Source organism: Shewanella sp., from assembly GCF_041630135.1.
Taxonomy (GTDB): Bacteria; Pseudomonadota; Gammaproteobacteria; order Enterobacterales; family Shewanellaceae; genus Shewanella.
Genome location: NZ_JBFKLW010000008.1, coordinates 48425 through 70733 on the forward strand (window position 1 = coordinate 48425; position 22309 = coordinate 70733).

Here is a 22309-nt window from a genome sequence, read left to right on the forward strand (position 1 = left end):
GCATTTTTTACAGATGAAAATGCAAGAATCCGCTTTGAAAACATCCCTGATTATCCCGCCATCGCAACGGGCACTGTTTGCCCAATGCGAACTTGGCAGTCTAAGTACCAGCCCGGGCGTTGACATCGCCTGGTTGGCACTGAAACACCCAAACCCCAAGGGCAGCATAGTGTTCTCCAATGGCCGTATCGAGGCCTTTATCAAGTATCTGGAGCTGTATCAGGCCTTTTATGATGCCGGTTACAGTGTCTATGCCCTCGACCATCGCGGCCAGGGATTATCAAGCCGCCTTACGCCCAATCGTCATATGGGGCATGTAGCGCACTTTGCTGACTATCTCACTGACTTCCATACCTTTATGGAACACGTGGTGCGTCCACGAGCCAAAGAGCCGCTGTTTTTATCCGGTCATTCTATGGGTGGTGCCATTGGCACCCTTTACTTACAGGAGCACCCGGGGATATTCCGCGCCGCCTGTTTTTCGGCCCCCATGTACGGGATTTGCCTGCCGATGAATAAGGTGTTTATCCGTTGGTTGGCGCACAAGCTGGATGCCAGCGCCAAAGGCCTGCCCAACTACATTCTGGGGGGCAAAGACTACACCCCGGCACCCTTTGCCAAAAACGACCTCACCAAAAGCGAGGTGCGCTATCAGGGCTATCGGGAGCTGTATGAACAAAACCCACAGCTGCAACTGGGCTCCCCCACCAACCGCTGGCTGCTCGAGGCACTGGATGCCTGTGATGAGAGCGTGCTGGCGGCACGGGAGACAAAAGTCCCGTTGCTGGTTTTACAGGCCGGCGAAGACACCATAGTGGACAATAAAGCGCAAAGCCGCGCCCTGGGAGGCCTGTGCGAACTGTTGACTATTGAAGGTGCCCGCCACGAAATATTTATGGAATTGGATGCAGCAAGGGACAAGGCCATAGCCGCTTTGCTGAGTTTCTTTGATAACTACATGAAGCCGTGATAACCGGAACTCATATAAAATGGCGGCCAGTATGGCTGGCCGCCGGGGAGAAGAATCCTTAAGCATCAGGCGCTGATGCTGGCATCCCGCTTATCGGCCACCAGCAAACTGGCCGACATGGGTTTACCAAGCAGGTACCCCTGAAAGAAATCACATTCGAGCAGTGACAGATATTGCTGTTGCAACTCAGTTTCCACGCCTTCGGCCACTACCTGCAGATCAAGGCTATGACCCATCTCTACAATCGCCCTTACTATGGCATCACCGGCCTCGGTGCCTATACGCCCCACAAAGGCCGCATCCAATTTGAGCCTTGAGAGCGGGAGACTCTGCAGGTAACTCAGCGACGAGTAGCCAGTGCCAAAGTCATCAATGGCAATGGAGAAGCCCGCCCTGCGAAGGTGTTGCATCCGCTCACTGATCACACTCAGGTTGGACAAGAGCGCATATTCTGTTAATTCCAGCTCTATCTGCTTTGGTGATACAGACTGTGCCTTTAACAAGGCAATCAGCCGCTCAGCAAAATCACTCTGATTGAAATGACGGGCGCTGATGTTTACCGCCACTGCAGGCATAGGCGTGCCCTTGGCCTCCATGGCCTTGATGGTACGGCACACCTCCAGCAACACCCAATGACCTATATTCAGAATAAGGCCACACTCCTCTGCCACCGGAATAAACTGGGCCGGAGAAATCGGCCCACGCTCAGGGTGATACCAGCGGCACAAGGCTTCACAGCACACCAGCTCGCCATCGCGGTTGTAAATTGGCTGAAACACCAGCGACAGCTGCTCTCGCTCTATGGCATGGCGCAGTTCATTCTGCAGCCACAGGTTTTCAGTAGCCTTGTCTTCCAGCGCATCATCGTACAGGGCACAGCCGTTACGGCCACTGTCTTTGGCCTCGTACATGGCCATATCGGCGCGGCGCAGCAGCTGCGAAGGCTCGTGCATATGATGATTATCGAACAGGCAAATCCCCACCGAGGCGGATACGTTAATTGTTTGATCTGAAAGCTGGAAACTGCGTGCCAGCAACTGACGCAGTTCGACCCCCAATTGCAATGCCTGTTGCGAGGCCTGCTGCTCATTGGTCGCCAGGTCGAGTACCATAATGGCAAACTCATCGCCGCCCAGACGTGAAACCAGCGCATTCCCATTAAAGAAGCCTGAAAGCCGGGCCGCCACCTGAATCAGCAACCGATCACCATGGTGATGGCCCAAGGCATCATTGATCAGCTTGAAGTTATCCAAATCAATCATCAGCAGTGCCCCCATGCGCGGCAAACCTGCCCCACTGGCCTGCTGAAATTCGTACAGAGCATCCATTACCGCCCGACGGTTGGCCAAATTAGTCAGGGCATCATGATTGGCCTGATGGGCAACGGCCTGCTGATTGCGAACATCTTCAGACACATCACGCTGGCTGCCAATCAATCGCGCCGGGCGACCATCGGGTTGCCACTCTACCACCATGCCCCGATCCAGAACCCAAATGTAGTGTCCCTGCCTGTGCATAAGCCGGTGACGACTTTCATAGACTTCTGACTCGCCGTTGAGATAGTTCTGCAACCTGCCAATCACGGCTTCTTTATCATCCGGATGCAAGCGGCTTTCCCAGGCGCCGTACTCGTTTTTCACATCCCGCGGTGCAAAGCCAAGCATTTCCTTCCAGCGATCAGACAAAAAAACCTCACCGGTGGTAATTTGCCAGTCCCAAATGCCGGTCTGAGAACCTTCCACCGCAAACAGCCAACGCTGCTCCGAGTCTCTGAGTTGCTTCAGCGCCCGCTGCAGTCGCTGCTCAGTAGTGTGTATATATTCCTGGAGCCTTGCCACCTCTAGTGACGCCATTGCCACAGGCTGACCAAGTGCATCGAGTTTCGCAGCCCGGGCAAGACGCAAAAGCTGGCGCAGCGGCCTCACCCCGATGTAGTGAAATACCATCAAAAACAATAAAATGAATACTGCACCACCACCCCAAATCTGCATAAAACGCTGCTGCAACTGCTGCAAAGCTCTGCTGTAAGAACCGGAGAGATCGTATTCGAGGTAGATAAGATTGATATCGCCGTAGCGGGGAATACCCTTATGGCTTACCGGATAGTAAGCCTGAATCGACAAACGCTGCGGATTAATCTGGACCCAGGGCTTATCGGCGGCAATCGTTTGCTGATGCCTTAGTACATCGTAACCATCAATCACCTGACTGGCACGACTACCCTGCCACACAAGATGATTGGCATAACGGATATTACTGGCTGGATCCACCAACACCATCACCATCAGGTCAAGGTCGGTGGCGGCGAGGGAAACTTCCTGGGAAATGCGATCAATGTCCTGTACCGCCAGCGCCTCAGATACTATGTGTTGCAGACGGAACATCTGCTGCCTGATTTGTGCCAGCTGCGACTCGGCAACCTGTTCCTGTTTTTGCGACTTTTCGTAAAAAAACTCAGCCCCTATCAGACACAGATAGAGCAGCGTCAGGCAAAGGGGTGCCATGATGGCCAGGGACAGTCGTGGCAGTCTCGGCAAGGGGGCGTCCAGTCAGGGGGTTTGTTAACAGGGCTTTATGCTATCGGTATTCGATGTCTTTGGCAAAATACTGTTAACATGCCTTTTTCAGTAAATCACACAAAAAACTGAATTTTATGGATAAAATTTAAACCCTGCCAAAATTCAAAATAGTGTTTCTGTCTGAGCGACCTGTTATTTGCACTATCCGCAATACCGATTCCCGTTGTGGTGCAAACAGTGGAGCAATACAAACCTTGACCAACCGATACCTGTTTATGCAGTCGTTTGCTTCATTTAAAAGTCAGATGACCGCCGAGGCGGAAACGGTTGCCGGGGTGGATAAGCCGGGCAAAGCTAACCACCCCCTGACGTGACCAGGTGCGGCGGATAATCTGCAGGCAGGGTTCGCCTTCGGCCATATTCAGGCGGCTGCGCACCTGCTCTTTGGGCATGATGGCCTCTATGGTGTGGCGCGCTTCAGTTAGTGGTGCCACCAGCGACAAATACTCATGGGGAGTCTGACAGCCAAAATCCTGCTGCAGATAGTGCGGAATAAGCTCCGGGTTAACAAAACGCTCCTCAAGCTGCACCGGCACTCCCTGTTCGCAATGCACCAGCAATGAATAATACACTCCGATGCCTTCCTCCAGCCCCAGCGCAATGGCGATGGGCGCAATGGCTTTTATGGATTCCAGCTCCAGCACCTGCACGCTGTAACCATGGCCACGCCCCTTTATCTCATCAGCAATATTGCGAATGGATAAGATACTCGACTGCGACTTGAGTGATGCCACAAAGGTGCCCAGCCCCTGAGAGCGCTCCAGCACCCCCGCCTCAACCAGTTCCGTCAGCGCCCGGCGGGCGGTCATACGGCTGCAGCCAAACTGCTCAGCCAGTTGATTTTCAGACGGCACCCGGCTGTTTTCGGCCCATTCCCCCGACTCGATATGGCGGCGAATATGGTCTTTAATTTCGGCAAACTTGGCGGTGGCCATAGTGATTCCTTATCTTCCGGCGCGAGACGCCAACACGCGTCGCCGCTGTCTTCGCTGCCCACTGTCGGCTATAATCCAAACTTGTATATACAAGTAGATACTGCCTGATCGGCAAAAGATCAAGCCGTAACAATAGATTAGTCCGTTGCCGCAGCTGGGTTGCTGCAACGCCGCCCTACGCATTCATCATTACAGCAGGAGTCAGCATGTCTTGGGATCAGGTTTGGATTGATATCAATATTGCCACCATGGACCCGTCCAAGAGCGAGGCCTACGGCGCCATCACAGATGCTGCGCTGGCGGTGAAAGACGGCAAAATCGCCTGGCTTGGTAAGCGTGCCGACCTGCCAGAATTTGATGTGCTGGCAACCCCTGTGTATCGTGGCCACGGCGGCTGGCTCACCCCCGGCCTGATTGACGCCCACACCCATCTGGTGTTTGCTGGTAACCGTGCCAACGAATTTGAGCTGCGCCTGCAAGGTGCCAGCTATGAAGAAATCGCCCGCGCCGGTGGCGGTATTGTCAGCACAGTGAAGGCCTGCCGCGAAGCCGACGAAGCCGAGCTGTTTGACCTTGCCCGTCGCCGCCTCAATGCCCTGGCCAAAGAAGGGGTGACCACGGTGGAAATCAAATCAGGCTACGGCCTGGATTTGGACACCGAACTGAAACTGTTGCGGGTCGCCCGCGAGCTTGGCAAACATCACCATGTTGATGTAGTCACCACCTTCCTTGGTGCCCACGCCGTGCCACCGGAGTTCAAGACTCAGGGCGAGGCTGGCACAGAAGCCTATGTCGATCTGGTCGTTAACGAGATGCTGCCCGCGGTAGTGGCCGAAAACCTCGCCGATGCAGCTGACGTATTTTGTGAAAACATCGCCTTTAACCTCGAGCAGACAGAGCGGGTGCTCGCTGCCGCCAAAGCTTTGGGGCTGGATATCAAGCTGCATGCCGAGCAGCTAAGTAACCTCGGCGGCAGTGAACTGGCCGCACGCCTTGGTGCCAAGTCGGTTGACCATATCGAATACCTCGACGAAGCCGGCGTGAAGGCCATCGCTCAAAGTGGCACCTGCGCCGTGCTCTTGCCGGGCGCCTTTTACTTCCTGCGGGAAACCAAGCTGCCTCCCATCGACCTTTTGCGTCAGCATGAGGTGCCCATGGTGCTCGCCAGCGACTTTAACCCCGGCTCCTCACCTATCTGCTCAACCCTGCTGATGCTGAACATGGGTTGCACCCTGTTCCGCTTAACGCCTGAAGAGGCCCTCGCCGGTGTGACCCGCAACGCAGCCCGCGCCCTTGGCCGCGAGCAGCGCGTGGGTGTATTGCGTGAGGGTATGGAGGCCGACTTCTGCCTGTGGCGTATCTCTACCCCGGCGGAACTGGCTTACTCCTATGGCGTCAATCCACTGGTGGATGTGGTGAAGGGCGGCAAGCTTATTCATCAGTGATGCTGAGGCTCAGTCGCCGCAAGGCTGATTGAGCTTGTGCCAAACTGGCGTTTGGCGAGTGCAGTTTTAAGCCCTGCGGGCTTGCCGCTGTATACGGCTAACACCGAAGCCTTCCAGGCTTCATCCGGGCAAGGGCAGAAGCGGCCTGCAGGACAAGCGACAGAACAGTTTCTGTCGCTTAGCTGTCGCCGAAGAGCTCTGCGCGCCACGCGGAGCCGGTGTGACCTTTCCCCCTATCTGATCCCATTAAACCGCCCCGAAGAAGCGGATAGCCCCTTCGGGCTTATGCCGGAAATTGGCTAACGCGCCAGACGCTCGGATTTACATCCATGTAAATCCATCCCGGCCCGGCGTCTATGCCTCGTGCTCGTGAGCTCGTAACTGCGTGACACTCGCCCCTGATTCGACTGGCGCTGTGTTCGGGCGCTGCTTGCAGTGCTGTACTCAATTGGTTTTTGACGCCGGCTATTTGCCTGAAAGCCCTTCTATCAAATCGCGCTTGCGGTGCAGGCAATCTGCAAGATAGTCCATCAACAGCCGGATGCGCGGCACAGCCCGCAGGTCTTCGTGAGTCAGCAGCCAGATGTCCTGAAACGGATACGGCTTACCATTGCCAATGCGTTGCAACTGCGGCATTTGGTCGGCTATATAACAGGCCCCGCGTACCAGGCCGCCACGTTCAGCCGCCAGCTGATGACGCAACACCAAATCATCCAGCACCAGAGCGACTCCGGCGTTCGGATAAGGCGAGTCAGCAATCCAGTCGGCAGTCTCTGTGGTTATCCAGCCAAGCTCAGCCTCGGGTCTGGCCAAATAATCCGGCCTGGCATAGTAGCCCAGCCACACAGGAAACAGCCGCCGCCCCACCAAATGCTCGTCCGGGCTGTTTGACACCCGCACTACGATATCGGCTTCACAGCTATCGAGACTCGCCAGCGCGTAGGAGCAATGGATCTGCAAGCGGATCTGCGGGTATTGCTGCTGAAACGCGTTGAGTTCATCAAGCAGCAGCCACTGGGCAATAGCGGGGGGTAGCGATAGACGAATGTCGCCCTGCAGCGCATCGGTGGCAGCCAGTTCATCACGGCGATTGCCCTGAATAAGCCGCTCCATCTGCTGGGCGGCCTCCAGCAACCTTTGCCCCAGAGGGGTAAGCTGCAGCCCTTTAGGGGACGTCTCAAACACAGGCGCGGCGTACCTGTGATTCAGCACCGCCAGCCGTCTCGACACAGTGGCATGGTTCATCGACAGCAACTTTGCCGCCGCCCGCAGGCTTTGCCCCCGCGCCAGTGCCAGTATTACCCGGTAGTCATCCCAATTATCCATTCGCTCATCCACAGGCCCCATGCCAGCCATCAAGGTAACCCCTTATGGCGGCGATGAAAACCGCAGCAATGTGAGCAAAGCTTTCAGTTCAGTGGGAAGGCGCCCTTGTCGTCGTGCACCGCAAAGGCGGCAATTTGCCAGTGGCCATCCTGCTTGCTGAGCAAATAAGTGGCGCCCACCAGGTTGTAGCGCGAGCCATCGGCGCGAAAGCGCTCGGCCACGTTGCTTGCCAGTGCCAGTTGGCTGTCCAGCAGCCTGACATCCACCTTTTGCCAACGCACCCTGGCAACGCCCTTGGCCTTGAGGCTATCCAAAAAGCCCTGAATTTGGGTTGAAAACTCGGTTTCACTGGCCACCGCCGGAGCGCGATTGTTTGACATCAGCATCAGCTGCGGCCGGTACAGCACAGGAGCCGAATCCAGCTTGCCGCTGGCCAGGTAGTGGTTGTATTTGGCCATATAGTGCTCAAACAGCTGGGCAATTTCGGCCTTGTCATCAGTTGCCTTTTCATCAGTTGCGGAATCATCGGCAGTCTTTGGAGACGGCGGCATGGATTGCTTGCCACCGGCCACCTCACTGTCGGTCACCTGAAAGGTATCGGCGGCGCAGTAATCAGTCAGCCCCGGCAAGGCCAGCGCCAAGTGGCTTGTGCCAAGCAGTGCCAACGCCAGCAGACATCTGTAACCTCCGCCAAGTGAGGGCATTATCAGTTTTGGGTTCATCACATCATCCTTAATGGAGCCGATTGTCGAATGGGGTTTGTTATCAATTGGCGGCCACCAGCCAGGCCACCTTGGCTGAAACGCTATGACCCATGCTAACAAAGCTGCGCCGCAATACAGATGGATAGTTTTTCGACATCCCTGTTGCGTTTTCGCACCACACCGATTGCCGCCGCTCATATTAAAAAATCGCGACCACACCGTTGACCTGTCTACAGCTTCATAGTTTAAGTTGTGTTATCAGGACAAGAGGCAAGGCCAATGGCACTCAAAATTTCACAACTGGCACAAAGGCTCGGATTGTCGCGCTCAACCCTGCTCTACTACGAGAAACAGGGGCTTATTCGCGGCAAACGGCTGGATAACGGCTACCGGGTATACAGCGAAAAAGACCTACAACGGCTGACCTTGATCCAAAAACTGCAGGCAGGCGGCCTCACCTTAAAAGAGTGTCTGGCCTGCCTCGATGAGCGAATCGACAAGGCGCTGCTGCAAACCCGTCTTGCCGAGCTGGACGCCGAGATTGCCCAAAAGCAGGCTTCGCGGACATTGCTGGCAGCCCTTCTGGGCGAAGGTGATTTGAAGGCGTGGCACGAGTCCCTCACAAAAGAAGCGCCCGAGGCGCATCTGGATTGGTTACAAACCCAGGGCTTCAGTGAAAAAGAAGCGCTGCACCTGACATGGTTATCTAAAGATATGAACGAACACGACAAATTTATGGCCGACTTTATGCACATTTTCGCCCCACTGACACGTTGGGCACCGGGCAGCGAGGCGGATACCTTAAAAGCGCTGGCAGCCGTGCCGCTGACGCCAACGCGCATTCTCGACATCGGCTGCGGTAAGGGGTTAGCGACCCGGGTACTGGCCAGGCACACCCAGGCAAGCATAACCGCCATCGACAACGAAGAAGGCGCATTGGCTGAGCTGCAACAGCAGCTTCAGCACAGCGGCCTGAGCAGCCGGGTCAGCACCCTGTGCGCCAGCATGACGGACATCCCACTGCCAGCGGCCAGCGCCGATCTGATTTGGGCCGAAGGCAGCGCCTATATCATGGGGGTCGAACAGGCGCTCAAGTCATGGCGTAAGCTGCTGGTCGATGACGGCGTGCTGGTCCTCAGTGATCTGGTGTGGCTGAAAGGCGACAAAGACCCTGAGGCTGTGGCCTTCTGGCAGCAGGACTACCCCGCCATGACCTCGGTCGAAGCGAGAAAGGCGCAGATGCAGGCGTCGGGTTTTGAGGTGATAGGCAGCTTTAGCCTGAGTAATGAGGCCTGGCAGAGCTTTACCGGCCCTCTCGCCGCGAGAGTTGATGAGGTTTCCACACAGCTGGCAGGCTCGCAGGCGTTAGCAAATGTGCAGCGGGAGCTTGATATTTTCAGCCGCTTCCTCGGCCAGTTTGGTTATCAGTTCTTCGTGCTGCAAAAACGCGGTTAACCTTTTAACCGCCAATTCCCCCGCTTATCGGCAAATTCCCCCCGCTCAGGGTTTCTCACTGTAGCGGGGGTTTTTGTTTGCCTATTCTGGCTCCAACAACAGCGGCGATGCAGTCGCAACCCCCCAAATTCACGGAGCCAACAATGGATAACGCACTCAATAAATTAGAAAAACAGCTTTCAACCCAAAAACTCATCAATGGCGTGCTGCTGGGCGGCCTTGTTGCCCTCGGCGCCTTACAGCTGTATCAGGCGAGCGCCCCCAAGGTGTTCGATGAAATCTCGGTTGAGCGGATCAACATCGTCGAAAAGAGCGGCTTTAACCGCATGGTGCTGGCCAACTCCGAGCGTTCCCCCGGGGTCGACAAGTACGGCAAGGAAGTATGGCGCAGCGAAGAAGCCCGCCCCGGCATGATTTTCTACAACGACGAAGGCACCGAAAACGGCGGTTTTGTGTTCCGCGGCCAGAAGAAAGACGGCCAGGTAGACCACGGCCTGCATATGAGCTTTGACCGCTACAACCAGGACCAAACCCTGATGATGCAGCACATAGAACAGGGTGATTATCAGCTGAGCGGCCTGACAGTGATGGATCGCAGCGATGAAGATATGGATTTCACCAGGGTGCGTGACTATCTCGCAGCGAGCAAAGCCGGCGACACTGCCACCGCCGAAGCCATTTACGCCCAGCTTGAGAAAGACAAGCAGCTTGGCACCTACCGCGCCTTTTACGGCACCCTCAATGGCGATGCCAAGTTGCAGCTGCACGACACCGATGGCAACAAACGCATCCAGATGGTCGTGACCGAAAGCGGCGAAGCCAAGCTGGAGTTCCTCGACGAAAAAGGTCAGGTTATACTCCGTCTTCCTGAAGGGACTCACTAATGGCAATGGCTAAGCTACTCAACATTCTGGCAATTTTTGCATTCTCACTGGCGGTGGCCTTTTACGCCGCCCTGCTGAGAACCGCCCCCGATGAGCCTTTGGTGGTGCATTTTGATGCCCCAGTTTGGATTGCACTGCAATCCTTTGTGGCCCAGTGGCTCACCCTAAAATGCTATCAGCTGCTAAGCAAAGGCCAAGGGCTCAGCCCCCGCCCGAGCCACTACATCAAGGTGTATCTGGTTTCCGCCATCGCCTTTGCCCTGCTGATGAGCATTGCCACCCTGCCCATCGAAATCGCCGCCGGCTTGCAGCATATCGATGGCTACCACTTGCTGCTTTCTATCGCCACCAATCTGGCGCTGCACCTGATGGTGGGCGGCGTTACCCTGGTGCTTAAGGTGCTGGACAACCACCAGCAGCAAGCCGTGGCGCTTGAGCGGGAGAAAAAGCTCGCCCTCGAACGTCAGGTTGCCCTGTTGCAGGCTCAGCTGGACCCGCACTTTTTATTCAATAATCTCAATGTATTGTCGGCACTTATCAGTAAAGACCCGGACGAGGCCGAGGAGTTTCTGCACACCTTTTGCGACATCTACCGCTATGTGCTGGAAAACCGGGAGCGGCCTTTGGTGCCGCTGCAACAGGAACTCGATTTTGCCCGGGACTATATGGCGCTTTTGGATATTCGCTTCAATGGCGCCTATCGGCTGGAGCTGCCGAATTTCACCCAGGATGCCGCAGCGCTCAGTCAACTGCTGCCCCCCTGCACCCTGCAGTTAACCCTCGAAAATGCCGTGAAGCACAATCAGGGTGACAGCGCCGCGCCGCTGCCCATCAGGGTGCTGGTCCGTGAGGGCGAAATCCAAATCCGCAACCCGATGCGTGAAAAGGCTTTTAAACCGGCCTCCAGCGGCCTTGGGCTTGCCAATCTTTCCGCCCGTAGCCTGAGCCTGTGCGGCCGGGACATTCGGGTAACCAAGGACGAAGGCGAGTTTTGCATTACCATTCCATTACAACGCGCGGCGGCTTCAAAGGTGCAGCCACAAACCGCCGCCACAACTCACACCGCTGCCTGACAGGCGGCCATCACACAGGGAGAAGCCGTGAAAATCCTGGTCATTGAAGACGAGCCGCTGGCAGCAGAGAAACTGATAGGCTACATCGAGCGCTATTTCGACGACGCCGAGGTGCTGGCGGTGCTGTCACGGGTGGATGAGGTGATTGGCTTCTTTGAGCAGCCACAGGGGATAGCGGCGCCTGAGCTGATATTTTCCGATGTGGAATTGCTGGATGGTCAGGTATTTACCGCCATGCAGGCACTGGATTTGCCCTGCCCGGTTATTTTTACCACCTCCTACGAGCAATACTGGATGCAGGCCTTTGCCAATCAGGGCATCGAATATCTGCTGAAGCCCTTTTCCTTTAAGCGTTTCAGCGAAGCCATGGCCAACTTCGAGCAGCTAAAACTGAGTCTCGCCGCCAAGGCCGCCGCCAAAACCGGCACTTACAAGAGTCGGCTGCTGCTGAAAAAGGCCCAGGGGATGCAGGTATTGGCGCTTGCTGATGTAGCCTGTTTTCGCACCTCCGGCGGGGTAGTAATGGCCTGCGACACCAGCGGCGAGCATCATATGCTCACCTCGGGCTCCATCAACGAACTGCAAACCCAGCTCGACCCTGAGGTGTTCTTTCGCATCAGCCGCAGCGACATGGTGAACATCAACTTTATCGCACGCTTTGAAAACTATGGCAAAGACACCCTGGCCGTGTATCTTTCCTGCCTCGATGAACCCCTTATCACCAGCAAGACCCGCAGCGCCGAATTCCGCCGCTGGCTGGATAGCTGAGGCACGCACCCGCTAAAAATCACGGTTACAGCAGCTTAAGCTCGATGCCGCGCAGCACCGCGCGGGTGCGGTCGCGGGCCACCAGCTTGGTGAGAATGGACGACACCTGATTCCGGATGGTGCCACGGGACTTAAACAGCGCCGAGGCGATTTCCACATTGGAATAGCCCGCCGCCAGCAGCCGCAGCACATCGAGCTCACAATCCGACAGCGGCGTGTACGGCAGGTCACGATTGATGGACTCCAGCTCGGCGCGGCTCACCACTCCAGCGGTGACAGCAGGTTGAATATGGCGCTTGCCTGCCGCGAGCTTCAGCACAGCCTCGGTGAGGCTTTGAAAGCTGATGTCTTTACGCAAGTATCCCTGAGCCCCCAGCCGCAAACTTTCAAGTACCAGCTCATGCTCATCGAAGGTCGACAACATCAGCACCGGGATAGGTGCGCGTCCAGCAAGACGCTCCTGCTCACGTAGCAGCCTCAGCGCCTCTATGCCTGACAGCCCCGGCATATGCACATCCATGATGAGCAACTCTGCGCCGCTGGCGGCGAGGGCATCCGTCAGCGCCTCAGCCGAGGTGGCTTTGGCCACCACTTCAATGCCACCATGAAGCGACAACAGGCTGCACAGGCCTTCGAGCACCAACAGCTGGTCATCGACCACCATCACCTTGACACCGCCCTTGCCCGGCTTGCCGGACACGGGCTGCACTGCACAAATGTCCGTCATGCCCCCTCCACCAGCGTCAGTGGCAGGCTGATAGTCAGCGTCAGCCCCAGACCGCAGGCAATGTCCAGTTCGCCATCCAGTGCTTCCACCCGCTCACGCATGCCCTTGAGACCATTGCCGGGCTCAAGAGTGTTAATCATGGCGCCGTTGTCACTGGCCTGCCAATACACGAAGGCATGGTCGCGCCAGATCTTCACCCGGCATTCGCTTGCCTGACTGTGGCGACGGATATTGGTGATGGCTTCCTGTGTCGCACGCAGCAACAGCTCAGCTACAGAGGCATTGGCGCAGCGCACCTTGTCATCAATGGCGAGGCTCACCCTGGGCTTGTCGCAATCATCCACCAGTGCCGACAAACTCTGACTGAGATCCAACCCCGACAGGCTGCGGATATCCGACACCGCCCGGCGCACGTCAGCCATCAGGTCTTCGGCCAGGGTTTTGGCTTTATCGAGCTGAACCGGATCCGGTTGGCCGCCGAGCTGACGCATCAGCTCCAGTTGCAAATTCAGCGCTGTCAGGCGGTGGCCCATTATGTCGTGCAGGTCGCGGGAAATCCGTAGCCGCTCGTCGCGCTTGGCGGTATCCGCCAATAAGGTTTGGGTTGCGCCGAGTTCCCGCAGCAGTTGACGGTTGGCCTCATTGGCCTGGCTTTCTTTTAAGTTGGCCCAGGACAGCCGCAGAGCAAACAGGTTATAGGCGCTGTAGAGAACACCGTTGGTCCAACGGTACTCCAGGTCAGTACAGGCCACGTAAAGCATGGGCAGGGCGATGGCCACGGCAATGCAGCGGCGCAGCGGCATCACACTGGGCAGGTTAGTTATCAGAATAATGCTCAGGATCAGGACAACGCCGTTGGCGACCAGCAGCATCAGCGCCAGCATGGCTGGTACCTGAAACATCAGCCGCCGCAATGGCGGCATGGCGGTGGCATTGGCGTAGGCAAATACCAACGTCAAACCACACACCAGTACAGTGGCGGGGATTGGTGCCATGGCAAAGCGTAAATCCTGGCCGATCCAGATTTGACTTAGCGTGTACCAGAGCACAGGTACACACACCAACAGCAACAGCAAAATATGCCCCGGGCTTTCCGGCGCAGCGCGGTTTGGCATATCCGGTTGCTGCCAAATCCGTTGCAGCCACCCTTGTCGCCAGCCCCGTCCTTGCTGACCGCGTTGTAACACGTCCATAGTCACGTCCTTGTTTATCACAGCTCTTGATAAAGCCCTCTGCGGCCCAGCTTGTCAATGACCAGCAAGTAGGAGCTGCCGAGGGAGCCATCGCACACATCTACCGCAATGTTATTCACTTCGATAGTGCCAGCACAGTTTTGCAAAATGAATCGCCCTTTCAGCTCACCGCGACTGAGACTGTAGTCTTTGCCATCTACCTTGAGGCTGAGCGCATCGGCGGCAAATATCCGCAGTGAAAACTCGCTGTTTACATCCATGCGCTCCATAGGAAATACCCTGACATCCAGCGGGCCATCCCCCTGCCAGGCCAGAAAATGATAGCGGCGATCCCGTTTCACCTTGAGAGTGGTTTTGGCGCTCAGCGACTTACCGGTTGCGACAACATAGGCGCTGATGCGCTCCTCCACGTTCACTTCGTGGCTAATGGTTTCGGCCGGGTTGCCAGCCAGCAGCGTCTTGTAGTGGTACTTGCTGCTCGCCGGGTCACGCTCATGCCCGTGCAGGTCAAAGTTGGCGATATGAAAGCTCACCTCATGGTCAGTGGCGTTGATAAGTTGATACTTGTTTTTGAAATAGCTTAAGCCGAAGTTGGCGGTTTCCAACGACTCGCTGTTGCAGCCACACAGGGGCAAGAGCAGAAGCAGATAGGCGGCTTTCATGGTTCCCTCCGGATTTGCCATTAATCTGCTGCCAGCTTAGAGCCAATACTGAGGCCAAACATGTGTCAGTTGTCACTATCGCTACTGCCCCAAAAAAGACCATGTTTTCGCCTGGCGACTTTATGCTTAATGACTTAATGCTTGGTAAATCATGGTAAGCCGGATAGATTAGGCTTCTCTGATAAAGCGCTGAAAAATAAGCCAGGAAGGCTCATGAAAACCACAATATCTGAAACCCAAGTATCGATAAATAAAGTATCGATGACCAAAATCGCCGTCAGTCTCTCTGCCCTGCTCCCCTTATTCGCTGCCGCCGCCGAGCCAAAGCTGCCGCAGACTACGGCCGAGTGGGCCAGCATGGCCAAAGCCGATATCGATGCGGCGTATCAGATAACCCGCGACAACCACCCCGGCATGTTCGACCCACTCAACCCCGGCTTCGGCTCCCAGCTCGAAAAGGCACGCAACGGCGCACTGGCGTTGGTTCCCAGAGTGACTGACGCCACCAGCTATAAGGCGGTCATCGGTCGTTTCAGCACCGGACTGCAGGATGGTCACGCCGGGGCCTATGCCAACATTGAAGATGCGGATGTCCCGCAAACCCGCTGGCCCGGATTTAATACTGTCTGGCGTGGCAACGACCTGCGGGTGTCTTACAGCGACCTGCCACAGCTTAAGCGCGGCGATAAGGTGCTTGGCTGCGACGGCAAATCCGTCGATACACTGTTCGATGAGCGGGTATTTCAATTTCAGGGCGAAAAACAGCAGCCCGGCCACAAATGGCGCTTCGGCCACCGGGTACTGGCGGACTATGGCAATCCCTTTATCACAACCCCGGAGCGCTGTGAGTTTGATACCGCCAGGGGTAAGTTAAGCCTCAAACTTAACTGGTCAGCGCGGCCGGAAGCGGCACTCGACGCACTGCAGAGCGATTACAACGGCGATCGTCTGCCGGTGGGGCTGAGTTGGCATAAGGATATTGCCTGGGTAGCCATGCCAACCTTCACCCCGGATGAAAATGATACTGCCGCCTATGACAAGCTGGTGACTGAACTCACGGCGCAGCGCCGCAAACTCCAACAGGCAAAAGCCATAGTGCTCGACCTGCGTCACAATCAGGGCGGCTCGTCTTTATGGAGTGAACGTGTTGCCAAAGCATTGTGGGGCGAAGGCCGGGTATTGCGCCGGCTTGAGGCGCAGGGTGCAGCCACCGAAGTCTGGTGGCGGGCATCAGCCGGTAATACTGAATATGTGAAAGGTATCGTTAAAGAGCTCCAGAGCAAGAACCAGACAGAGTACCTGCCGTATTTCACCGAGGCCGCCAATGGCATGGCGGCTTCGCTCAAGCAAAATGAGCCCTTTTTCAAGCAAAAGGATGAGGTTAAGGCAATGAGCATGGCCGATGCCATGAAGGAGCTGCCTGAGGACATCCCACCGCTGAAAACCGCCGTGATTGCGCTGGTGCCGGGCCAATGCGCCAGTGCCTGCCTGGATGCGCTCGATGCTTTCAAGCTGTTTGACAATACAAGGCTGTTTGGCGCGCCAAGCAGCGCCGACTCCAGCTATATGGATATCCGCACCGAGGCGTTTCCATCCGGCCTTGGGGCGGTGATCATTCCCAACAAAGTGTATGTGAACCGCAGCCGCGGCAACGGCGAATATTATGCCCCCGACCTGCCGTACAACGGTCTGGATTGGTCAACCGAGGCGCTGCTGCAGGCGATCCGCCACAAGCTTTAACCCAAGCAGCAATACTCCCCGGCGACAGCATCAAGACCAGAGCCAGAGGCGCAAAGCCAGTGTCTGGGCCGGGGAGTAGTGTCTTTGCCCGATGAATTAAGCCTCACCGTCAGTTCAGTGGCACAAAAATGTCGGTGATAAGGTCACACTCGTCCACCTGATGCACAAAGTTGAGATACTCGAAAAACAGCGGCGCCTCACACACGGTCTCACCGCTTTGAGGCAGCCAGTCGCGGAAAAAACCGTAAATGCTGGCATCCATGGTGGCATGGCTGCCGAAGTGGCGGATAACGGCGTAGCGTCCACCAGCGATTTCACCATTCTCCACGCCCTGGGGATTAGCCGGCACAGGCGCTTTGACACTACCCGCCACTTTAAAGCGAAACTCATCCGGCGCCATGGTTGATGGGTCGCCATTGGGAATACCGAAGGTGCGCGAGCTGGCAATGGGCGACAGCCCGGTTTGCTTGCGCCATTCAATAAAGCGCGCGCTGGTGTCCAGCACCCGTGCCGGATTGCCCTTGTGTTCCAGCCAGGCCACGGCCAGGCTTGGCATCTCAATCAGTTTTATGTCCATATCGGTTCCTGTTAACCCTTGCCGGGGCACTTTGATACTGTCCATAACCGAGTGCAACTGCGCCCAGTCAGGTGTCTGTCGAAATGCCGAAGGGCTCAGGCCAAGCTCGCGCTTAAAGGCACGGCTGAAAGCCTCAGCGCTGTCAAAGCCAGCTTCCAGCGCAATAGTGAGCACCCGCATGGAATGCTCAAATCCGAGCCTAAACGACGCCCGCTTCAGCCGCTGCAGCTGCACAAAACGCCCCAGCGGAATGCCAAGCCCGGCCGCAAACAGTCGATGAAAGTGAAACCGTGACAAGTGCCCCACCCGACTTAAGCTGTCGAGGCTCAAATCCTCATCCAGATGACGACTAATGTAGTCGCACACCCGCGCAAGCCTGGGGTCTAGCCCTGTCGGCACAGTTGCCGCGAGGGCACGTTCTAGCTCTGAGCTTATCTCTGATGACATCTCTTTTTGCTTCACTCTCTTGGTTTCGCTTTCTTCTTTCAGCCCATCCCTTTCATTCAGGGAGTCACATTTCAACGGCCCCAGTGTGCCAAAGCCCAATCACCGCTGCCTGACCGATATTGCTGAATTAAAAACACCGACCAATTGGTCGGTGTTTTTATCGCAGTGGCGATTACTTGAGCTCAACCACGCCTGGGTAATACACGTCTGCCGGCGATGTTCGCGGTAGCGTTTTAGAGGTCACAGTCCCCCCGGCCAAAGGCACGGCAAACAACACATCAGTACTACTCAGCCGCTGTATGCCCAGAATGTCACCATTGCTGTCTTCGGTAAGATACCCTATCACCTCACCGGATCCTACCGATGCGAATTGCTGCACCTGATTAAACTGTGGATCAAACTGCATCAGCTTGCCATTTTCGGTGCCGTAGTAGAGCTTGCCGTTTGAGGCGGCCAGTAAGGCGGTGGATGGTATATCCACCAATCCAGTGACTGCGTCAGTTCTTATAGGCAATGCACAATCATCGGTAATTTTTTGAATGGTTCCCTGACCACTGACTCCACTTGCGGCAGTGGGTAAATACCAATGACTGGTTCCCTGAGAAAAGGTCATGGCTCTGACAGGTGTGTGTGCACTGTTAACCGTAAACGAGTCCCCCCTCGCACGAGCCTGGGTCTGCAGATCGAAACAGTAGAGATTATCATCAGATATAACCCATGCCTGGGTATCTTTGAGGGCTACTTCTGTTCTTGCCTCGGCTTGGTGAGTACTGTCAAAACTGGCAATACTTGTAAATGCCAAGGTGTCAGGATCTATGCTGTATAACACCTGTCTGAAATTGTCGGTGGCATCAATACCCAAGCCAATGAGTCGGCCTTGCCAATCTTCTTTAAGTGCTATACCTGGCCGGACTGATTGATTGCCACTTCCGTACTTGATAAGGGCGTTATTTGGATCGTAGCTGAATGAAGCTCCCCAACCTTCAAACCCCGGCGCAAACCATACCCCACTGAAAATATTCCCACTGGAGTGTATTAAAGGCCTGCCAATTGGATACGCACCGGCAGTATATCCAAGACTGGTCACAGTAATGCTGTCATCCAGGCGGTCCTTGGTAATTATTGCACCGTGTCGAGTCATTCCACCGTCATAACTGATCACAGAGACATATCTGTCGTTGATGTTTTCGTTGGGAAAATCGGCCACCCCAGGGTCGTCCATGAAGATATACCCCCTGTCGCCACCACCCACGATAAACGGGCTGTCAGAAAAGCTAAGACCACCGACACTACGAACCTGTGAAGGCTTTATTGTGAATCCAGCGACAATATTCGAGCCACTGGAGCGAACCAGCGATGCAAAAATCGAAGCATTTTCATCAATGGTGTTAATATAGAGCGCACCTCCGGTGGTGGAAGGAGCAGCTCCAATGGCTAGCAGCCCCCCCCAATTTGAAAATCTTCTTACATTACTTGAACCTCCATTGGTCACATTAACTTCGGTCAGCATAGGTTGAGAAGATCCGCTGCCTTTACAGACAGAGTAGAGGTTGTTACCCAGCCAACTGAACAGTCCCAGACTCTGGTTACAATCAAAATTGACTGTACCGACACTACCTCCAGAACGAGTGTTTGCAAAAAACACGGTTCGGTTACCGGAATTTTCGGCTGTGACAGCAGTGTCACCAGATACACTGATGTACTTGCCACTGTAGCCATAAAAATAAGAACTTAGATAAGATGATCTTAAAAATGGCGAAGCTACCCATGGCTGACTTAAGTTCTGAGCGTTGGAAGGCGTGAGTTCCAGAACATTGGTTTTGGTCGCATTCACCTTGCTGTAATTCGCTATAAAGATGCGGTTTTCCCCATTCCACTGCATATGCGCCAGCGGAGAACGGCCATAGGTATCACCCTGAAGATCTGGCGCACCAAGGTCTGCTATCCAGGTAAACTTGAGGTAATCGGCGCTGGTAGGATCAATGTTCAAATAAAACACCCGCCCAGCATTCAAATAACTGCCGTATTTAGCTAAACCGAATAATGCTTTTCCTGATGGATGTATCAGCAGGCGTGTGGCAAAGCCATACACTCTCTCTCCGTTAACCACTTCAGATTCAACGTGATATAACACCTCGGTATTTTTTGTTACCGGGTCAAAACTCATAACAGTTGCGCCGCCATATAAGCCTTCATGTGGCAGCATAAAATAGAATTTTCCTCGTTCAGGACTGAATACCAGTCCCAGATAGTCGGTTGTTTCCACCCCCGGTTTCCCCTTCAAACTCAATAGAGGGTGTATCTCGTTCAAGTTTTTCTCACTAATGGAATACAGACCACCGACCTGGTCTTCTCCCCCTAACGAGCTGCTTAATATCAGGGTGTGGCCGCTAGGGACGGGGTTTGCCCCAATACCATCACTGGGCTTATTGGAAATAGCTACTGTCACCGGGCTGCTATCGAGCTTACCGTCGTTAACGATAAGCTGAGCGACATAACTGCCAGCGATATCCAGGGTAAATTGGCTGCTGGCCTGGTTGGTACTGCTCAACGAGGCCAGGCTCTGGGCGGGCTTACTTATCAGCGCCCAGCGGTAACTCAAGGTATCACCATTGGCATCATAGGAAGCCTGGCCGCTTAAGGTGACCAGATCGCCAATATTCACTTGCTGGTCGTTGCCCGCATCAGCAACCGGGGCGACATTTTTTGCCACATCATGGATAAGGACAGTATCCGGCAGGCTGTTGCCCTTGCCATCACTCACCACCAATTGCACCACATAGTCGCCAACCACATCGGTTTTCAGTGTGGGGTTGGCACTGGCGGCATCACTTAATTGGGAGTTGCTGCCACTCGGACGGTTCAGCAGCGCCCATTGATAACTGAGGCTATCACCATCGGCGTCAAATGATGCACTGCCATCGAGCAATATGCTCTGACCCGCCTCAGCTGCTAAGTCAGAGCCGGCAGAAGCCACTGGCAAAGTATTTTTGTCAAAGTCACGCACTATGACGGTGGCAGGGGTACTGTCGAGCTCGCCGTCATTCACCACCAGCTGCACTATGTAATCGCCGCTGAGGTCCGCCACAAATTGGGTATCTATGGTGTCTGTTGCGCTGAGTACAGCCGCGCTGCCAGCAGGTTGACTTAATAGTTTCCAGCGGTAACTCAATGCCTGTCCTTCCGGATCAGTAGAGCGACTGCCGCTGAGGTTCACCTTGCTGCCTTTGCTGGCCTTTTGATCGTTGCCCGCGTTAGCAATTGGCGCCAGGTTGATATCGGTTATCACCAGGGTGTCCGGGGCACTGTCGGTATAGCCATCGTTTACGATAAGCTGCACCACATAGTGGCCCTGAGCATCCAGGGTCAGCGCTGGTTGGGCAGAGCTGGTATCGGTTAACACAGCTTGACTGCCTGCCGGTTGGCTCACCAGACTCCAGCGATAACTGAGCGGATCGCCATTGCCATCTGTGGATGCGCTGCCATCAAGCAACACTGTTTGTCCCGGTCCGCCTTTAATATCACTGCCTGCGTGCGCCACCGGCGGCAGATTGCTGTCGGTCAGCAGAACTGTCACTGGCAAACTGTCACGAGCCCCATCGTTAACGATTAACTGCGCCACATAGCTGCCGGGAATATCGGGGGTAAAGAAAGGGTGGACACTGAATGGCTCACTGAGGCTTGCCAAACTGGCAGCAGGTTTATGCACCAGTGACCAGCGATAGGTGATAGCATCACCATCCGGGTCATGGGATGCACTGCCGTCCAAATGTACAGTTTGCGAAGTGGTGATTTGTCTGTCATGCCCGGTTACCGCAATGGGCGCCCTGTTCACCGATGAAGCTGCATGAAGAGTTACAGTGGCCGTTTTACTGGCACTGCTGGCGTCTTTGACCACCAATGCCACAATGTAATTGCCCGCCACGTCCGGCGTGATACTGGTTTCTGCCACGCTGGCATCCAAAAGATTTGCCTGGCTGCCCGAAGGCCGGGATACCAGATGCCACTCATAGGTTAAGCTGTCGCCATCGGCATCAAAAGACCCGGAACCACTGACTCTGACTGCGGTGCCTAACGCCATAAAAGCACCGACAACCGGTTTTGCAACCGGCACAGTATTGGTGTCGGAGATAACCACCCGATCCGGGGCACTTGCCAGCGTGCCATCACTCACCACCAGCTCCACAACATATTGCCCAGCAACATCATGCTGAAGCAGTGGGAACGCCGTCTTGTCACGGTACAAATTTGCTTGGCTGCCCGTGGGGCGCTCAACCAGAGTCCATGAATAACTTAGGCTATCACCATCCACATCAAAGCTTTGACTGCCATCAAGCATCACGGCGGCGGTGCCAGACAGTTTGATATCAGCCCCGGCATCGGCGACCGGAGGTGTGTCCGTGTCGGTTATCACCACCACAGCGGGATTACTGCTTTGGGTGCCATTACTCACCACCAGCTGAACCCGATACTCACCGGGGCGGTCGATTACCAATCCCGGGTAAGGGCTAGTGGCGTCGGTTAGCTGGACCTGGCTGCCCGTTGGCCGGGAAAGGATCTGCCATTCAAAGGTCAAGGATTTGCCCGAAGGGTCATGGGAACCACTGCCATTCAGTACCACACTGGCCCCGGTCTTGGCTCGGATGGGATGCCCTGCATCGGCGATTGGCAATACCACCTCAACAGGAGGCTGCACGGGAGGAATAACTGGCGGTGTAACTGAGCCACTATCCCTGTCACCACTGCATCCCTGCAGCACTATCAAAACAGAAAACCACCAGACCAATCGAATCCGGAACATGGCACCTCTCCCTTGATTACTTT

General features: G+C 55.3%; 16 protein-coding genes. 7 read left to right on the forward strand and 9 right to left on the reverse strand.

Annotated features, from left to right (window positions below):
* Positions 1-19: 19 nt before the first annotated feature.
* Entirely contained in the window at positions 20-970 is a 951-nt protein-coding gene (locus ABYK60_RS03665) for an alpha/beta fold hydrolase (RefSeq protein ID WP_372870612.1), read from the forward strand.
* Positions 971-1035: 65 nt separating this feature from the next.
* Here the strand turns inward: ABYK60_RS03665 and ABYK60_RS03670 are convergent, their stop codons facing one another.
* Positions 1036-3507 (reverse strand): putative bifunctional diguanylate cyclase/phosphodiesterase, encoded by a 2472-nt coding sequence (locus ABYK60_RS03670; RefSeq protein WP_372870574.1) that lies wholly within the window; start codon positions 3505-3507, stop codon positions 1036-1038.
* A gap of 272 nt (positions 3508-3779) precedes the next feature.
* Positions 3780-4484: a histidine utilization repressor gene (gene hutC / locus ABYK60_RS03675; protein ID WP_372870575.1), complete on the reverse strand. Its 705-nt coding sequence runs from the start codon at positions 4482-4484 to the stop codon at positions 3780-3782.
* A gap of 206 nt (positions 4485-4690) precedes the next feature.
* Here hutC and hutI point away from each other — a divergent pair, with 206 nt between their 5' ends.
* Complete coding sequence (hutI, locus tag ABYK60_RS03680; RefSeq protein ID WP_372870576.1) at positions 4691-5929, forward strand: imidazolonepropionase; 1239 nt, start codon at positions 4691-4693, stop codon at positions 5927-5929.
* A 465-nt stretch (positions 5930-6394) separates the two neighbouring features.
* Here the strand turns inward: hutI and ABYK60_RS03685 are convergent, their stop codons facing one another.
* Positions 6395-7285 (reverse strand): LysR family transcriptional regulator, encoded by an 891-nt coding sequence (locus ABYK60_RS03685; RefSeq protein WP_372870577.1) that lies wholly within the window; start codon positions 7283-7285, stop codon positions 6395-6397.
* Positions 7286-7338: 53 nt separating this feature from the next.
* Positions 7339-7977, reverse strand: coding sequence for a hypothetical protein (locus tag ABYK60_RS03690; RefSeq protein ID WP_372870578.1), 639 nt, complete (start codon positions 7975-7977; stop codon positions 7339-7341).
* 261 nt (positions 7978-8238) lie between these two features.
* On the opposite strand from ABYK60_RS03690, the gene ABYK60_RS03695 reads away from it, so the two are divergent.
* The 4 genes from ABYK60_RS03695 to ABYK60_RS03710 all read left to right on the forward strand — a co-directional run bounded on the left by ABYK60_RS03695 (position 8239) and on the right by ABYK60_RS03710 (position 12139).
* Positions 8239-9414, forward strand: a complete 1176-nt coding sequence (locus tag ABYK60_RS03695) for a MerR family transcriptional regulator (RefSeq protein ID WP_372870579.1) — start codon at positions 8239-8241, stop codon at positions 9412-9414.
* 143 nt (positions 9415-9557) lie between these two features.
* The gene (locus ABYK60_RS03700; protein WP_372870580.1) at positions 9558-10298 is read left to right on the forward strand and encodes a hypothetical protein; all 741 of its coding nucleotides are present in this window, start codon (positions 9558-9560) and stop codon (positions 10296-10298) included.
* On the forward strand, positions 10298-11371 hold the full coding sequence (locus ABYK60_RS03705; protein ID WP_372870581.1) for a sensor histidine kinase: 1074 nt from the start codon (positions 10298-10300) through the stop codon (positions 11369-11371). The genes ABYK60_RS03700 and ABYK60_RS03705 overlap by 1 nt, the downstream gene beginning before the upstream one ends.
* A gap of 27 nt (positions 11372-11398) precedes the next feature.
* On the forward strand, positions 11399-12139 hold the full coding sequence (locus ABYK60_RS03710; protein ID WP_372870582.1) for a LytR/AlgR family response regulator transcription factor: 741 nt from the start codon (positions 11399-11401) through the stop codon (positions 12137-12139).
* A 25-nt stretch (positions 12140-12164) separates the two neighbouring features.
* On the opposite strand, the gene ABYK60_RS03715 is transcribed toward ABYK60_RS03710, so the two are convergent.
* Genes ABYK60_RS03715 through ABYK60_RS03725 form a run of 3 tightly spaced genes read right to left on the reverse strand, consistent with a single transcriptional unit; the run spans position 12165 to position 14721 of the window.
* Positions 12165-12866 (reverse strand): response regulator, encoded by a 702-nt coding sequence (locus ABYK60_RS03715; RefSeq protein WP_372870584.1) that lies wholly within the window; start codon positions 12864-12866, stop codon positions 12165-12167.
* Positions 12863-14059 carry a sensor histidine kinase gene (locus ABYK60_RS03720; RefSeq protein WP_372870585.1) on the reverse strand — a complete coding sequence of 399 codons (1197 nt, stop codon included), beginning with the start codon at positions 14057-14059 and terminating at the stop codon, positions 12863-12865. The genes ABYK60_RS03715 and ABYK60_RS03720 overlap by 4 nt, the downstream gene beginning before the upstream one ends.
* A gap of 17 nt (positions 14060-14076) precedes the next feature.
* Positions 14077-14721: a hypothetical protein gene (locus tag ABYK60_RS03725; RefSeq protein ID WP_372870586.1), complete on the reverse strand. Its 645-nt coding sequence runs from the start codon at positions 14719-14721 to the stop codon at positions 14077-14079.
* Between the two features lie 213 nt (positions 14722-14934).
* Between ABYK60_RS03725 and ABYK60_RS03730 the strand changes: the two genes are divergently transcribed.
* Positions 14935-16461, forward strand: coding sequence for a S41 family peptidase (locus tag ABYK60_RS03730; protein WP_372870587.1), 1527 nt, complete (start codon positions 14935-14937; stop codon positions 16459-16461).
* A gap of 109 nt (positions 16462-16570) precedes the next feature.
* On the opposite strand, the gene ABYK60_RS03735 is transcribed toward ABYK60_RS03730, so the two are convergent.
* Positions 16571-17485 carry a GyrI-like domain-containing protein gene (locus ABYK60_RS03735; protein WP_372870588.1) on the reverse strand — a complete coding sequence of 305 codons (915 nt, stop codon included), beginning with the start codon at positions 17483-17485 and terminating at the stop codon, positions 16571-16573.
* Positions 17486-17657: 172 nt separating this feature from the next.
* A complete protein-coding gene (locus ABYK60_RS03740) occupies positions 17658-22286 on the reverse strand; it encodes a PKD domain-containing protein (RefSeq protein WP_372870589.1) in 4629 nt (1542 codons plus the stop codon).
* Positions 22287-22309 lie beyond the last annotated feature (23 nt).